The organism is Sphingomonas sp. DMC6 (assembly GCF_056314225.1).
Genome location: NZ_JBQUYT010000001.1, coordinates 159,781 through 175,040, shown reverse-complemented (window position 1 = coordinate 175,040; position 15,260 = coordinate 159,781). Strand labels below are relative to the sequence as shown.

Annotated in this window: 13 protein-coding genes; 4 read left to right on the top strand and 9 right to left on the bottom strand. The window is 65.3% G+C overall.

Translation table 11 applies throughout. The features are described 5' to 3' along the window. Positions 1-9: 9 nt before the first annotated feature. The 3 genes from ACT53M_RS00730 to ACT53M_RS00720 are packed head-to-tail and all read right to left on the bottom strand — an operon-like array spanning position 10 to position 1,954. On the bottom strand, positions 10-558 hold the full coding sequence (locus ACT53M_RS00730; protein WP_476227417.1) for a 1,2-dihydroxy-3-keto-5-methylthiopentene dioxygenase: 549 nt from the start codon (positions 556-558) through the stop codon (positions 10-12). Continuing rightward, a complete protein-coding gene (gene mtnB / locus ACT53M_RS00725) occupies positions 555-1,178 on the bottom strand; it encodes a methylthioribulose 1-phosphate dehydratase (RefSeq protein WP_476230796.1) in 624 nt (207 codons plus the stop codon). Before mtnB ends, ACT53M_RS00730 begins: the two co-directional genes overlap by 4 nt. Before the next feature lie 59 nt (positions 1,179-1,237). Further along, the gene (locus tag ACT53M_RS00720; protein ID WP_476230795.1) at positions 1,238-1,954 is read right to left on the bottom strand and encodes a L,D-transpeptidase family protein; all 717 of its coding nucleotides are present in this window, start codon (positions 1,952-1,954) and stop codon (positions 1,238-1,240) included. A gap of 296 nt (positions 1,955-2,250) precedes the next feature. Here ACT53M_RS00720 and ACT53M_RS00715 point away from each other — a divergent pair, with 296 nt between their 5' ends. Next, positions 2,251-2,976: a murein L,D-transpeptidase catalytic domain family protein gene (locus ACT53M_RS00715; RefSeq protein WP_476227414.1), complete on the top strand. Its 726-nt coding sequence runs from the start codon at positions 2,251-2,253 to the stop codon at positions 2,974-2,976. Between the two features lie 83 nt (positions 2,977-3,059). Beyond that, positions 3,060-5,111 carry an NAD(+) synthase gene (locus ACT53M_RS00710; protein ID WP_476230794.1) on the top strand — a complete coding sequence of 684 codons (2,052 nt, stop codon included), beginning with the start codon at positions 3,060-3,062 and terminating at the stop codon, positions 5,109-5,111. A 6-nt stretch (positions 5,112-5,117) separates the two neighbouring features. Here ACT53M_RS00710 and ACT53M_RS00705 read toward each other — a convergent pair whose 3' ends face one another. The 3 genes from ACT53M_RS00705 to fdhD form a co-directional block, all read right to left on the bottom strand. Next, complete coding sequence (locus ACT53M_RS00705; protein ID WP_476230792.1) at positions 5,118-6,719, bottom strand: ATP-binding protein; 1,602 nt, start codon at positions 6,717-6,719, stop codon at positions 5,118-5,120. A gap of 70 nt (positions 6,720-6,789) precedes the next feature. Beyond that, a complete protein-coding gene (gene mobA / locus ACT53M_RS00700; RefSeq protein WP_476230791.1) occupies positions 6,790-7,323 on the bottom strand; it encodes a molybdenum cofactor guanylyltransferase in 534 nt (177 codons plus the stop codon). Beyond that, on the bottom strand, positions 7,308-8,057 hold the full coding sequence (gene fdhD / locus ACT53M_RS00695; RefSeq protein ID WP_476230790.1) for a formate dehydrogenase accessory sulfurtransferase FdhD: 750 nt from the start codon (positions 8,055-8,057) through the stop codon (positions 7,308-7,310). Before fdhD ends, mobA begins: the two co-directional genes overlap by 16 nt. A gap of 66 nt (positions 8,058-8,123) precedes the next feature. Between fdhD and ACT53M_RS00690 the strand changes: the two genes are divergently transcribed. Further along, positions 8,124-10,385, top strand: a complete 2,262-nt coding sequence (locus ACT53M_RS00690) for an FdhF/YdeP family oxidoreductase (RefSeq protein ID WP_476230789.1) — start codon at positions 8,124-8,126, stop codon at positions 10,383-10,385. Between the two features lie 95 nt (positions 10,386-10,480). Continuing rightward, entirely contained in the window at positions 10,481-12,697 is a 2,217-nt protein-coding gene (locus ACT53M_RS00685) for a beta-glucosidase (RefSeq protein ID WP_476230788.1), read from the top strand. 43 nt (positions 12,698-12,740) lie between these two features. Here ACT53M_RS00685 and ACT53M_RS00680 read toward each other — a convergent pair whose 3' ends face one another. Genes ACT53M_RS00680 through ACT53M_RS00670 form a run of 3 tightly spaced genes read right to left on the bottom strand, consistent with a single transcriptional unit; the run spans position 12,741 to position 15,152 of the window. Beyond that, positions 12,741-13,223, bottom strand: coding sequence for a glutathione peroxidase (locus tag ACT53M_RS00680; RefSeq protein ID WP_476230787.1), 483 nt, complete (start codon positions 13,221-13,223; stop codon positions 12,741-12,743). 11 nt (positions 13,224-13,234) lie between these two features. Next, positions 13,235-13,909 carry an ABC transporter ATP-binding protein gene (locus ACT53M_RS00675; RefSeq protein ID WP_476230786.1) on the bottom strand — a complete coding sequence of 225 codons (675 nt, stop codon included), beginning with the start codon at positions 13,907-13,909 and terminating at the stop codon, positions 13,235-13,237. Further along, positions 13,902-15,152 (bottom strand): lipoprotein-releasing ABC transporter permease subunit, encoded by a 1,251-nt coding sequence (locus ACT53M_RS00670; protein WP_476230785.1) that lies wholly within the window; start codon positions 15,150-15,152, stop codon positions 13,902-13,904. The genes ACT53M_RS00675 and ACT53M_RS00670 overlap by 8 nt, the downstream gene beginning before the upstream one ends. Positions 15,153-15,260: the final 108 nt, after the last annotated feature.

Genomic DNA, 15,260 nt, shown 5'->3' with positions numbered 1-15,260 from the left:
TGGCTGCGCTCAGGCGGCAACGGGCTCATGGCGCGGGAAACGATCGGCGATTGCATCCCCAGTGAACTGGGCGATCCAGCCATCGGGGTTGGTGAAAAGCCGGATCGCCGTGAAGAACGGCGCCGGGCCCATGTCGAACCAGTGCGGCGTGCCCGCCGGCACCGAGATCAGATCCCCTGCCGTGCAGAGCACCGCATAAACACGCCCGCGGGCGTGCATGGTGAACAGCCCCTCGCCTTCGACGAAAAAGCGCACCTCGTCCTCGGCGTGGCGATGTTCGGACAGGAACTTCGCGCGCAGCGTCGCGCGCTCGGGATGATCGGGCACCATCCGGACCACGTCGACCGACTGATAACCTTCGCTCGCCTTCAACCGGTCCACTTCGGGCGCGAACGCACCGAGTACCGCATCCTGATCGGCGTCGACAGGGATCGCGCGCAGCGGCCATTGCTCGAACCGGACCCCGATCGCGCCCAGTTCTTCCGCGATCGTGATCGGGTCGCGGGTGTCGAGCAGCGGTGCGTCACCCGTTTCGGCGAACATTCGGAGTTGGCTCATCGCATCCACGCCTGTTTGAAGCCGAGTTCGGCAAGTTCTGCGGCGATCATCCATTCGGTCGCCTCCAGCACGCGCTCTGCCTCGTCCACGTCCTTGCCCCAGGCGTAAAGCCCGTGGCTGCGGATAAGATAGGCGGGAATCGCGCCCGGCGCCAGCAATGCGGGACGCACCGCTGCTTCAATGACTGCCATGTCCTGGCTGTTGTCGACGATCGGCAGACGCACTTCGGCGGCATGCGTGGTGTGGCCCGGATAGGCCTTCAACATCTCATGGCCCGCCAGCACCCATGCATCGACCTCCGTCGCGGCGCGGCTCAGCCCCACTGCCTGCGGCGAATGGCCGTGCAGCACGGCGCCAGTCTCGGGAAACAGACGATAGACTGCCAGATGCAGCTCGGTCTCCGCAGAGGGTTTGCCCGGCGTGAGGCCTATTCCTTCCCCGTCGATCCGCATGATGCCGTCGGGCGTCAGTCGCCCCTTATGGCGGCCCGACACGGTTAGCGCGAAACTGCCATCGTCGAGCCGCACGGAGTAGTTGCCGGAGGTCGCCGGGGCCCAGCCGCGCGCATCCAGTCGCCGCCCGACATCGATCAGCGCCGTCACTGCCTGGGAATAGCTCATCGTCATATCCGCGCCTCTAGCCGATCCGGAGAAAATCGCGTGCGTAAATTTTCTTGAGGTCAGCGCATCGCCGGATCGTCATCGGTCACCCATTCGGCCGTGCCGACCGGGGGATCGCCCGCCATGGTCAGGATCTCGAACGCCGCACCGTTCAGCGCCCGCGTATCGGCAACCAGAATCGGCTGCGGATAAGGAATGGAAGGAAGCGGCGCGGAAGCGACCGCATTCTCCCACCGGCGCGGTGCACGCTGGGCGACCTGCACCGGCGGCGGGAACGCTGCCGGCGGCACTGCGTCGATCCGGTGATTCACCACCGTAACCGCCGCGCCGATTTCGGTGAGGTCATACAGCGTACGGGCAAAGGCGCGGGGCATGCGGATGCAGCCATGCGACGCCGGATAGCCCGGCAAATGCCCGGCATGCAGGGCGATGCCGGTCCAGGTGAGCCGTTGCATGTAAGGCATCGGCGCGTTCGAATAGAGGTTCGAGCGATGGAACACCTGCTTCTGAAGGATCGTGTACTCGCCCGGCGGCGTGCCATGGCCGCGCATGCCGGTGGACACGGTGGTCACGCCGATCAGCCGCCCGCCCAGATAGACATAGGCGCGTTGCTCGGGAATGCTGACCGCAATCGAGACACCGCCGGCAACCCCGCCGGTGCGAAGCATTACCGGTGCCTCAAACCAGCGATATTGGCCGTTGCGCAACGCGAGCCGCTGCGCCGCCGCGGGCGTCGCAGCGCAGGCCAGTAGCAGCAGGATCAGCAGGCCGCGCATCAAGCCGCGCATCAAGCCGCGCATCGCGAAACCCGAACTCCCCCAATTCCGTGCGAAGCCCCCCAGGCCCCCGCATCGTGGTTAACGCAGATTTACGGCTTTGCCGAATCGCAAAGCGGGAAGCGAGGGGTGGCGGCGCAGCCGAACGTCCCCTTTCGGCACGCTGCTTCGGCGAACCGGGTGTCAGTTGCGCCGAGTCGCAGCCGGAGATGGAATCCCTTAGGCCCCCGCTAAGTCCCTTTTTGGTATAGGGTGTTTCCGGGGCTAGTATATTGTAGCGGGCGCAACACACGGTGATGGACAAGTTCGGATCGGCGCAATCGCGCCGCGCGCTGCTCAGGTCAGCGCTGGTGATGGCAAGCGGTGCAGTGGTTTCTTCCTGCGCATCACGGACGGTGGGTATTGCGGCAGCAGCCGCGCCGGTTCCGGTGCCACCGCCGGTAAAGCCGGTTGAAGTTGCCGCCATCCCGAAGGCGCCCACCGTGGCCGCCGCCGCCCGTGCCACCCCGCCGGGCATTCGGCCGGAATTGTTCCGGCAAGTGACCGCCGCGCTCGACCGCCATTCCATGCGCGTCGACCGACACGATCGCGTCGCCATCGCCGATTTCTCGAAGTCTTCGTCCGAGCCGCGTTTCTACCTGGTCAATATGGGCACCGGCGAAGTAGAAAGCTTCCTGGTCGCGCACGGGATCGGTTCCGATCCGGGGCATACCGGGTTGCTGCATCGCTTCTCCAACGAAGTGAATTCCGAAGCGACCTGCGAAGGCGCGTTCCTGACCGCCGATTATTATGTCGGCAAGCATGGGGATTCGCAGCGGCTCATCGGCCTGGACCCGACCAACGACAAGGCGCTGGAACGCGCCATCGTGATCCATTCGGCATGGTACGCAAACCCCGACATGATCGCCAAGCACGGCAAGCTCGGCCGCAGCCAGGGCTGCTTCGCCGTGGGCGAGCGCCAGCTTGCCAAGGTGTTCGAGCGGCTCGGGCCGGGGCGGATGGTCTTTTCGGCCAAGGTCTGAGGGGGAGCACGCTCCCTTCCCTGCCGGATCAATCCAGCGCCCGCGGGGTTGGCATGGTCTTGTCCCCGGCATAGGAGACGGACATGGCCGATCCGCATCCCTTTTTCGCGCTGCACCGCCACGGCATGATCCGCGCTGGCGTGTGCACGCCGGTCGGCACGGTCGCCGATCCCGCCGCCAATACCCGCGCCACGATCGCGCTGGCGCAGCAGGGCGATGCGCAGGGGGCGGACATCCTCGTCTTCCCGGAGCTGAACGTCACCAGCTACGCGATCGACGACCTGCATCTGCAGGATGCGGTGCTGGCCGCGACCCGCAAAGGCATTGCGGAGATCGTAGAGGCGAGCCGTGACCTAAAGCCGGTGTTACTGGTCGGCGCGGCGCTGGAGCGCGGCGGGCGGCTATATAATTGTGCGGTGGCAATCGCGCGCGGGCGCATCCTCGGTGTCGTGCCCAAGACCTATCTGCCGAATTACCGCGAATATTATGAGAAGCGCTGGTTCGCCTCTGGCGCAGGACTCAGCGACCTCGACATCACGATTGCCGGCCAGACCGTGCCGTTCGGTCCGGATCTGCTGTTCGCGGCAACCGACCTGCCCGACTTCGTCTTCCATATCGAAATCTGTGAGGATTACTGGGCGCCGCAGCCGCCTTCGACCGAAGGCGCGATGGCGGGGGCGCTAGTGCTGTGCAACCTCTCTGCTTCCAACATCGTGATCGGCAAGGGGCGCGAGCGCGAATTGCTATGCGCCTCGCAAAGCTCGCGGACAATTTCCGCATATCTCTATTCCGCATCGGGACCGGGCGAGAGCACCACCGATCTTGCCTGGGATGGCCAGGGCCTGATCTATGAATTTGGCGAAAAGCTGGCGGCGTCGGAGCGGTTCGAGCTGACCACCGAAATCACCTATGCCGATCTCGACCTCGAGCGGCTGCGGCTGGAGCGGATGCGCGACGGCACGTTCAACGACAACGCGCGCAATGCCGGCCACCCGGAAACCCGCTTCCGCCGCATCGCCTTCGACCATCAGCCTGACTTTGCCGATCGCGGGCTGATCCGGCCGATCCGGCGCTTTCCATTCGTGCCCAATACACCCGCAGCGCTCGAAGAGGATTGCTACGAAGCCTTCAACATTCAGGTCGAAGGGCTGCGCCAGCGGCTCGCCGCGACCCGGAGCAAGACGCTGGTGATCGGCATTTCGGGCGGGCTCGATTCCACCCATGCGCTGATCGTCGCCGCCAAGGCAATGGACAGGCTGGGGCGCCCCCGTACCGATATTCTGGGCTATACCATGCCCGGCTTCGCCACGAGCGACGGCACCAAGTCGAACGCTTGGGCGCTGATGCGCGCAATCGGCATCACCGCTGCCGAAATCGATATTCGCCCGGCCGCACGCCAGATGCTCGCCGATCTTGGCCACCCCTTTGCCGGTGGCGAGCCGGTCTACGACATCACGTTTGAGAATGTGCAGGCGGGCTTGCGCACCGACTATCTGTTCCGCCTCGCCAACCAGAATCACGGCTTCGTGCTAGGGACCGGCGACTTGTCGGAGCTGGCGCTGGGCTGGTCGACCTATGGCGTCGGCGACCAGATGAGCCATTATGGCGTCAATGCCGGCGTACCCAAGACGCTGATCCAGTATCTGATCCGCTGGAGCGTCGAGAGCGGGCAGTTCACCGGGGCGGCGGCGGAGGTGCTGCTGTCGATCCTCGATACCGAAATCTCTCCGGAACTGGTGCCCGCCGATGCAGACGGCAAGATGCAGAGCACGCAGGACCGCATCGGCCCCTACGAACTGCACGATTTCTTCCTGCACCACATCGCGCGGTTCGGACTGAAGCCTTCGAAAGTGGCATTCCTCGCGTGGCACGCATGGAAGGATGCCGAGGCAGGCGCCTGGCCGATCGGCTTTCCGGCCGAGGGGCGCAACGCCTATGATTTGGCGACGATTGCCAAGTGGCTGGAAACGTTCCTGTTCCGCTTCTTCCAGATCAGCCAGTTCAAGCGGTCGGCACTGCCCAACGGACCCAAGGTTTCGCCCGCAGCAGCGCTGAGCCCGCGCGGCGACTGGCGGGCACCGTCGGATAGCGTGGCGACGACCTGGATCGAGGAGTTGCGGCGGGCGCTGCCGTAATCCCGTTTAGCGTCGCATCACCTGGCTGATTCTGCGCAGCAATTCCTGTGATTCGAACGGTTTGCGCAACACGGTCACATTTCCGTCGGCAATCGCGTCCAACCGGCTGGAATCGGCAAAGCCGGTGGCCACGATTACCGGAAGTCCGGGATCGACTGCCTGAACCTGCTCGGCCACGTCGCTGCCGCTGAGCCCCGGCATCGCGAAATCGACCACAAGGACATTGAACCGCCCGGCGCGGACCAGCGCGATGCCGCGCTCACCATCGGGCGCCTCTTCCACCAGCGCCCCGGCAGCGCGCAGCGTGTCTGCCAGTGTCGCGCGCACATGATCGTCATCGTCGACCAGCGCCACTCGCGCACCTTCGATGCTGACACGCACGTCGTGCGCAGCGTCGTCGCCGGTATCGCGGCGCGGTTCGGCAGCGGCAAGCGGCAGGAACAGCGTGATCGCCGTCCCCCGCCCGGGTTCGCTGTCGATGGTCAGCGTGCCGCCCGACTGACGCATCACGCCGAACGCCATCGACAGGCCCATGCCCGTGCCCTTGCCGACGCCCTTGGTCGAGAAAAACGGCTCGACCGCACGCGCGGCGACTTCGGGCGTCATGCCGGTCCCGGTGTCCGACACCGTCACCGCGACATAGTCGCCCTCTGCCAGGTCCGGCGCCGGCCGGCCGCTGCGCAATTCCGCCTCGATCGTCAGAACGCCGCCCTCTGGCATCGCATCGCGCGCATTGAACGCCAGGTTGAGCACGGCGAGTTCGAGCTGCAGCGCATCGGTCTGTACATTCCAGACAGGGTCGATCCGCTCCATCCGCACCCGGCTAAGCGGCGCGACGGCACGCTCGACCAGCCCCGCCATGCCGCCCAGCAATTCAGCAAGCCGGACCGACTTCACATCCAGCCGCTGCTTGCTGGAAAAGGCCAGCAGCTGGCCGGTAAGCAGGCGCCCGCGCTCCACCGCGTCGAGTGCACTCGACGTCCAGCGAACCACCCGGTCCTCATCGCCGGGCTTGCGCGCGATCAACTCGAGATTGCCGGCGATCGCCTGCAGCAGGTTGTTGAAGTCGTGCGCGATACCGCCGGTAAGATGCCCCACCGCCTCCAGCTTCTGCGCTTGCAACAGCGCCGCCTCCACCGCCCGGCGCTGCTCCGCCTCCTGCTGCAACTCACCCAGCGCAGCATCGCGCTGCGCCACCAGCGCAGCAAGTTCTTCGTTTGCTTCCCGTAACTTATCCGCAGAAGGTAAGGCGATGGCCCGCGGCAGTAACGGCCAAATAAGAATGGCCGTCGCAATGGATGCAATTGCGGTAACAACCTTTATCAACGCCTCCAGCCCGTAAAGCGGGACATAGAGCGTTACAATCGACATCACATGCGTGAACCCGCATGCCATGATGAACAGCGCAAAGCACCAGAATGCCCAGCCAAATGCCAAGTCACGCCGACGCCGGATGAGCAAAACCAGCACGACGGGAATGGAGAAATAGGCGAGAGCGATCAGCGCGTCGGCCACGATATGGGTATAAAGCAGTGGGGGCTGCCAGAAAAGACAATAGCCATGCGGCGAATAGTTGCCGCTCCAAAACGCATCGAAAAGGCTTTGCATGGCGATCCCCGTCCCGGGCCTCCCGCCCGCTTCTGCCTCAACACTTAACCGATTGGCGCGTCGACCGAAACTACGGAGAAAGACCGTAAAGGTCAGTCAGATCAGAGGGAAAATTCACATTCGGGAGCGGATCAGGCCACGAAATCGCTATCGCCCCGACGGAATCTGCCCAGCTGCGCACGGACCTGCTCTTACCTGAAGCCAGATACGCATCAAGCGCGCTGCCCAACGGTGCAGGCCAGAAACCGAGCAGCGGCAGTTGGGCAATATAGGCCGGCTTCCGTGCGCTCGTGAGCAAATCCAGAAGTGCGGGCGGCAGGATCGGCGTGTCGCAGGGGCTGGCAAGCACGGCGTCAAATGCTTCGGCGCCCGCGACATGCAACGCCGCATTGATCCCGGCGAGCGGCCCCAGCCCTGGCCCAGGCCGGTCGGCCAGGTCATCACGCCCGCAGATCCGCACTGCGGCGCAGCGGGGCTCGAGTGCCGCAGCCACATGATCGATCAAGGGCTTGCCGCGCAGCATGGCCATGGCCTTGTCTGACCCAAAGCGGCGCCCCTCGCCGCCCGCCAGCACGGCGCCCAGCAATTTCATGCGGCTGCCCATAACAGCGAATCGCGCCGCACCAGCACCGCCAGCGCCATGCCAGCTGCCCGCGCCCGCTCCACCGCCAATTCGGTGGGTGCCGAGATCGCGGCCAGCAACGGGCATCCCGCAAGCACAGCCTTTTCCACCAGCTCGAACGAGCAGCGCGCGCTGACCAGCGCAAATCCCCCGTCCCAGCCAAGCCCCGCGCGCAACATCGCGCCGATCAGCTTGTCCATGGCACTGTGGCGGCCGACATCCTCCCGCACCAGGCGGATCGTGCCATCGGGCGCACAGAGCGCCGCCGCATGGGCCGCGCCCGTCGCGCGGTTGAGCGGCTGAAAGTCACCCAGCGCATCGGCCGCGCGAAAAACGGCCTCGGCCGTCGCGACACTCGTCGTCGTTACTGCAGGAAGCGGGCGCATAGCCGCCTCCAGCGCGTCGACCCCGCACAGCCCACAGGCGGAATCGGTCGTGCGGTGCCGCACCCGTTCGATTACCACCGCCGGATCGTCGAGCGTGACACGCAGCAGCATCCCCGTTTCCGCAGCATGGACCTCGACGTCCGCCACCCTGCCCAGCCGCTCGGCCGCGACAAAGCCATGCGCGAAATCCTCGAGATCCGCCGGTGTCGCCATCATCACGGCATAGCCGATGCCGTTTAGCTCGACCGCGACTGGCACTTCCTGCGCGAGCGGGCGTTCCGTGCGCAGGTGCGATCCCGCGCGATCGATCCGGTCGAAACTTCCAATCACCGGGACAGATAGGCAGATCGGATCGCGCCAGTATAGTGCGGATGCGGCGGACGAGGAGACGAACCAATGGCCAGAGCGAAGGACGGCACGATTCACTATTCGGGTGCCGAAGGCGGCTGGGGATCGGTTCGCGGCATGGCGCTGGTTGCCGGTGCCGAAAAGCCGAGCGCCGAGGCGCTTTCCACGCTGCTGCGCCAGAACAAGCCCGGCGGCGTGATGTGCACCTCCTGCGCCTGGACCAAGCCGGCCAAGCCTCACATGTTCGAAATCTGCGAGAACGGCGCCAAGGCGACGATGTGGGATCTGACCTCCCGCCGCGCCACGCCCGAATTCTTCGCGCAGCACACGCTGGCCGAACTGCGCGGCTGGAGCGATTACGACCTGGAACAGGCCGGGCGCCTGACGCAGCCGATGCGTTACGACCGCGCCACCGACAAATATGCCCCCTGCACCTGGGAAGAGGCGTTCCGCGAAATTGGCGCGAAGCTACGAGGCTATGCTCCGCGCGAGACGATCTTCTACGCATCGGGCAAGGCCAGTCTCGAAACCAGCTATGCCTGGGCGCTCTTCGCGCGGCTTTATGGCCATAACAACCTGCCCGACAGCTCGAACATGTGCCACGAGACCACCTCGGTTGCGTTGAAGACAACGATCGGCGCGCCGGTCGGCACCTGCCTGCTGGAGGATTTCGACCATGTCGATGCGATCTTCTTCTTCGGCCAGAACACCGGCACCAACAGCCCGCGCTTCATCCACACGCTGACCCGCGCAGTGAAACGCGGCGCGAAGATCGTCACCTTCAACCCGATCCGCGAGAAGGGCCTGCTGGAGTTTCGCAACCCCCAAAGTCTCCAGATGATGACGGGCGGCAAGACCAAGATTTCGTCACAATATTATCAGCTCAAGCCCGGTAGCGACATCTCCGCGATTCTGGGCATCTGCAAGCATGTGCTGGCCGAGGAGGACCGGCGCGGCGGCGTGATCGACCACGCCTTTATCGCCGCGCACACGCATGGCTTCGACGGTTTTGCTGACAAGGTGCGCGGCACGAGCTGGGAAGCAATCGAAGCGGAGACCGGCCTGCCCCGCGCCGACCTGATCGCCGCGGCCGAAGTCTATATCCATGCCGAACGCGCCATCGGGATCTGGGGCATGGGACTGACCCAGCATGTCCGCGGGTTCGACAATGTCGCCAGTGTCGTCAACCTGATGCTGCTGCGGGGCAATATCGGCCGGCTGGGGGCGGGCGTGTCGCCGGTGCGCGGCCATTCGAATGTGCAGGGCCAGCGCACCGTGGGGATTGCGGAGAATCCCGAACTCGTCCCGCTCGACCAGCTTTCCGAGCAATATGGCTTCCAGCCGCCGCGCGACCATGGGCTGGGCACCGTCACCGGCTGCCAGGCGATTGTCGAGGGCAAGGTGCGCGCTTTCCTGGGGCTGGGCGGCAACTTCCTGCGCGCGGTGCCCGACCACGGGCTGATGGAAGGCGCCTGGACCGGCATGGACCTGACCGTGCAGATCGCCACCAAGCTCAACCGCGGCCAGCTGTTCTGCGGCGAGACCGCCTATCTACTCCCCTGCCTCGTCCGCTCTGAAGAGGATGTGCAGGCGACCGGTCGCCAGGTGGTGACGATGGAGGACAGCCTTAGCTGCATCCATGGCTCGGTCGGCAAGGCCAAGCCCGCCAGCCAGCACCTCAAGTCCGAAATGGCGATCGTCGCGGGGATCGCGAAAGAGACGCTGGCCCCCAATCCCAATGTGCCGTGGGACGCATGGGTGGGCGACTATGCGCTGGTGCGCGACGCGATCGAGACGACCTATCCCGACAAGTTCCGGGATTTCAACAAACGCCTGTTCACGCCCGGTGGCTTCTTCAAGGGCAACAGCGCACGCGACCGCAAATGGCTGACGAAAAGCGGCAAGGCCGAGTTCACCGTGCCCGGCGCGCTCAACGCGACCGGCTTTGCCGATGCCGACGGTCGGTACCGGCTGATGACGCTGCGCTCGAACGACCAGTTCAACACCACTGTCTATGGCTATTCGGACCGGCTGCGGGGCATCGAAGGCAAGCGCGACGTGGTGCTGATCAACCCGGAGGAGATGGCCCGCGCCGGGCTGGTGGAGGGCCAGCGCGTGGCGCTGGTCAGCGACGCCGACGACGGCGTGGAGCGCGTAGTCGAGGGGCTGGAAGTCCTCCCCTTCCGCCTGCCTGACGGTTGCATCGCCGGCTATTACCCTGAGCTCAACCCGTTGATTGCGCTGGATCATCACGACCAGGCATCGAAAACGCCCGCCGCCAAATCGGTGCCTGTGCGCATCCGCATCTGAAGCAACCATAATACCAGCAATGACTGGCATGCGCCTGCGCATTCGCTTATGCTGGCCAAAAGACAGCGTTGACAGAATCCGGAGGAGAGGACGAAATGACACGCCAAAAGATTGCCTGGACCAGCTCGATGGTCGCAATCGCCGCCCTTTTCGCCGTGCCGGGCCAGGCTGTGGCGCAGCAGGCCGGCCATGCCTGGATGAACAGCAAGCTGGCGCCCGATGCGCGCGCAGAACTGGTGCTCGCCCAGATGACCGAGGACGAGAAGCTGACACTGGTTTTCGGCTATTTCGGCTCCACCTTTCCGCCCAAAGACTACAGCTACCCGACCGGCGCGCGCGAGGGTTCGGCCGGCTATGTTCCGGGCATCCCGCGTCTTGGCATTCCGGCGCAGTGGCAGACCGATGCAGGCGTGGGCGTAGCCACCCAGGGTTCGGCAGTGCACAAGCGGGGGCGCACCTCGCTACCGTCCGGACTCGCTACTGCGGCGACCTGGGATCCGGCACTGGCCTTCAAGGGCGGGGCGATGATCGGTGCCGAGGCGCGCGCCTCTGGCTTCAACGTGATGTTGGCCGGCGGCGTCAACCTGCTGCGCGAGCCGCGCAACGGCCGCAATTTCGAATATGGCGGCGAAGATCCGCTGCTCGCTGGCACCATGGTCGGCGCGCAGATCGCCGGCATCCAGTCGAACCACATCATCTCGACGATCAAGCATTATGCGGTCAACGATCAGGAGACCGACCGCTTCAAGATGGACGCGGTGATCGACCCCGCCGCCGCGCGGATGAGCGACCTGCTCGCCTTCGAGATCGCGATCGAGAAGTCGAACCCCGGCTCGGTCATGTGCGCGTACAACAAGATCAACGGCATCTATGCGTGCGAACAGCCCTGGCTGCTGAACGACGTGCTGCGCCGCGACTGGGGTTGGCCGGGCTATGTCATGTCGGACTGGGGCGCTACCCATTCGACGGTTGCCGCCGCCAATGCCGGGCTGGAGCAGCAATCAGGCCACCCGTTCGACGAAAGGCCGTTTTTCGGCCCGCTGCTGAAGGAAGCGGTCGCGAAGGGTGAGGTCAGCAAGGCACGGCTCGACCAAATGGCGCATCGCATCCTGCGTTCGATGTTCGCGCACGGCCTGTTCGATCACCCGATCGCGGGCGCGCCGCTGGACCTTCCCGCCGATATGCTCGCCGCCCATGTCGCCGTTACCCGCGCCGACGCCGAGGCGGGCATCGTGCTGCTGCAGAACAAGGGTAACGCCCTGCCCTTGGCGGCAGCGGCGAAGCGCATCGTCGTGATCGGCGGCCATGCCGACAAGGGCGTGATGGCGGGCAGCGGATCGTCGTTGGTCTATCCGGTCGGCGGCAACGCAGTGCCGGGCAAGGAGCCGACGAGCTGGCCAGGGCCGGTGATGTACCACCCCTCCGCCCCGCTCGCCGCGCTGAAGCGGCAATTGCCGGGCGCGACGATCACCTATCTCGACGGCAGTGACCCCGCCGCCGCGGCAGCCGCCGCCAAACAGGCCGATGTCGCGATCGTCTTCGCCACGCAATGGGCTGGCGAGTCGTTCGATCCGTCGCTGACGCTTGCCGACAAGCAAGATCAGCTGATCGAGCTGGTCGCGGGCGCCAACGGAAAGACGGTGGTGGTGCTGGAAACCGGCGGACCGGTGCTGATGCCCTGGGCCGACAAGGCCGCCGCGATTCTCGAGGCCTGGTACCCCGGCACCGCCGGCGGCGAAGCGATTGCCAATGTGCTGACCGGCAAGGTCAATCCGTCGGGGCATTTGCCCGCGAGCTTCCCGCGCAGCCTGTCGCAGTTGCCCCGCCCCGCGGCACCGAATGACGGCGAAACCCGCTACACCGAAGGCGCCGCAGTCGGGTATAAATGGTATGACGCAAAGGGCGACAAGCCGCTGTTCGCGTTCGGCCACGGCCTCTCCTATACCAGCTTCGCCTATAGCGGGCTGAAGGGCGCAGTTGCCGGCGGCACGGTGAGAGCCAGCTTCTCGATCCGCAACACCGGCGCGCGTGCCGGTGCCGATGTGGCGCAGCTCTATGTTTCTGGCGAGGGCTGGGAAGCACCGAAGCGGCTGGGCGGCTTTGAGAAAGTGACGCTGACGCCCGGCGCGTCGAAGAGCGTGACGATCGAAGTCGATCCGCGCCTGCTGGCGGTGTTCGACGACGCATCGCATAGCTGGAAGATCGCCGGTGGCAGCTACAAGCTGCTGCTCGGCCATGCGTCCGACGATATTGTCGCTACGGTGACGGTACAGGTGCCCGCGCGCACCTTGCCGGCGAGCTGGCACCCCTGAGGCCCCACAGGCGGGGGCGCCGTTGGCCCCCCGCCGCATTGGTTCAGAGCAGCGCCTCAATCGCGCCCGCAATGTCGCGTGGAGACGTGGTCGGCGCATAGCGTTCGACGACGTTGCCGGCGCGATCGATCAGAAACTTGGTGAAGTTCCACTTGATCGCCTGCGTACCCAGCACGCCGGGCGCCGCCGCCTTCAGGAAGCGGAACAAGGGCGCAGCGTCGTCGCCGTTCACGTCGACCTTGGCATAGACCGGAAAGGTCACGTCATAGGTGAGCGAGCAGAAGCGCGCGATTTCTTCGGCATCGCCGGGTTCCTGCGCACCGAACTGGTTGCACGGGAAGGCCAGCACGGCAAAGCCGCGGTCACGATACTGGCGCCACAACGCCTCCAGCTCGGCATATTGCGGGGTGAAGCCGCATTTCGATGCGGTGTTCACCACCAGCAGAACCTTGCCGGCATAATCGGCCAGGTTGGTCTCCTGCCCGTCTGCGGTCTGTACCGCTATTGTGGTGATCGCTTCGGTCATATGCCCTCCCGCTATTGCAGCCGCCCCTCATGCAGGCGCAGCACCCGGTCCATCCGCGCCGCGAGCCGCTCGTTATGCGTGGCGACCAGTGCTGCCGAGCCTTCGTTGCGGACGAGGTTGAGGAATTCGCCGAATACCCGGTCCGACGTCGCCTCGTCGAGATTGCCGGTCGGTTCGTCTGCCAGCACCAGCGCCGGTCGATTGGCCAGCGCACGGGCAACCGCGACGCGCTGCTGCTCGCCGCCCGAAAGCTGGTTCGGGCGGTGAGTGAGACGATGCTCCAGGCCCAGCACCGCCAGCAGCGCCTCCGCCCGCACCGCCGCCTCGGCCCGGGTGGTGCCCCGGATGAGCTGCGGCAGAACGACATTCTCGGTCGCGTTGAAGTCGGGCAGGAGATGGTGGAACTGATAGACGAAGCCGAGCTGGTCGCGCCGCACCTCCGTCCGCGCGCTGGCCGATAGCTTCGATGCCTCGCGCCCGGAAATGCGGATCGATCCTTCAAAACCGCCTTCAAGCAGCCCGACCGCCTGGAGCAGTGTCGACTTGCCCGAGCCGGACGGCCCGAGCAGCGCGACGATCTCGCCGGGCTGGACATCCAGATCCACGCCGCGCAGCACATCGATCACCACGCCGCCCTGTGAGAAGCTGCGCCGCAGGTCGCGCGTCTGAAGAACCGGCTCACTCATAGCGCAGCACCTGCACAGGATCGGTACCCGCTGCCTTCCAGGCGGGATACAGCGTGGAAAGGAAGGCGAACAGCAACGCCATCGCGCAGATGGTGAAGGTCTGTACCGGGTCAGTCTTGGCCGGCAGCTCGGTCAGGAACCGGATTTGCGGATCCCACACCTTCTGACCGGTTACGACGCCGATCAGCCACACGACCTGCTCGCGATAGGTGATGAAGAAAAAGGCGAGCACGCCGCCCGCCGCCACCCCCAGCGCGCCGATCGTCGTTCCCACCGTCACGAAAATGCGCATCAGCCCGCCGCGCGTCGCCCCCATGGTGCGCAGCACGGCAATGTCGCGCGTCTTGGCGCGCACCAGCATGATCAGCGACGAAATTATGTTGAACGACGCGACCAGCAGGATGATCGACAGGATGGTGAACGAGACCACGCGGTCCATCGCCAGCGCCTCGAACAACTCGCGGTTCATCTGGCGCCAGTCGGTGATCTGGCCGACATCGCTGATCTTGTCCGCCAGCGGCGCCAGAATCTCGCCCACCTTGTCCGGGTTCACCGTGTCGATCCGCACCATGCCGACCGAATCGCCCATCAGCATCAGCGTTTGGGCGTCCTGCATCGGCATGATGATGAAGGCCTTGTCATAGTCATAGACGCCGACCTCGAAGATCGCCGCGACCTTGTACTGGACGATCCGCGGCATGGTGCCGAACGGCGTCGCCGCGCCTTGCGGGTTGATGATCGAGATCTGGCTGCCGAGCGTAACGCCCAGCGCCTCCGCCAGACGCGAGCCGATCGCCACCTGTTCGCTGCCCGGCTTCAGCGCCTTCAGCGAGCCGGCGATCTCCTTGCCCTTCAGCGTCTTGTTGGTGAGGATGTCTTCCATCCGCATCCCGCGGACCAGCGCGAATTCGACCCGGCCGTTATAGCCCGCGAACAACGGCTGCTCGATCAGCGGCGTCGCGCTGGTCACGCCCGGCGTGTGCTTCGCTTCCTCGGCCACGCGGCGCCAGTCGCGCAACTGGTTATTATAGCCCTGGATGACGGCGTGGCCGTTCAACCCGGAAATCTTGTCGAACAGTTCGGCGCGGAACCCGTTCATGACGCTCATCACCACGATCAGCGCAGCGACACCCAGCATGACGGCGACGAGGCTGAACCCCGCAACGACGGCGATGAAGGCTTCGCTGCGCCCGGGCAGCAGGTAACGGCGGGCAATCATCCGCTCATAGCGCGATAGCAGCATGGGCCCCCCTCTAGGGCGACTGGGGAGCGAACGGAAGCGCGGACTTGCAGCCGACCGCAGTTACCCCGCTGTTGCGGAATCATCACAGGGTGCCGCCAATCGGCAAGA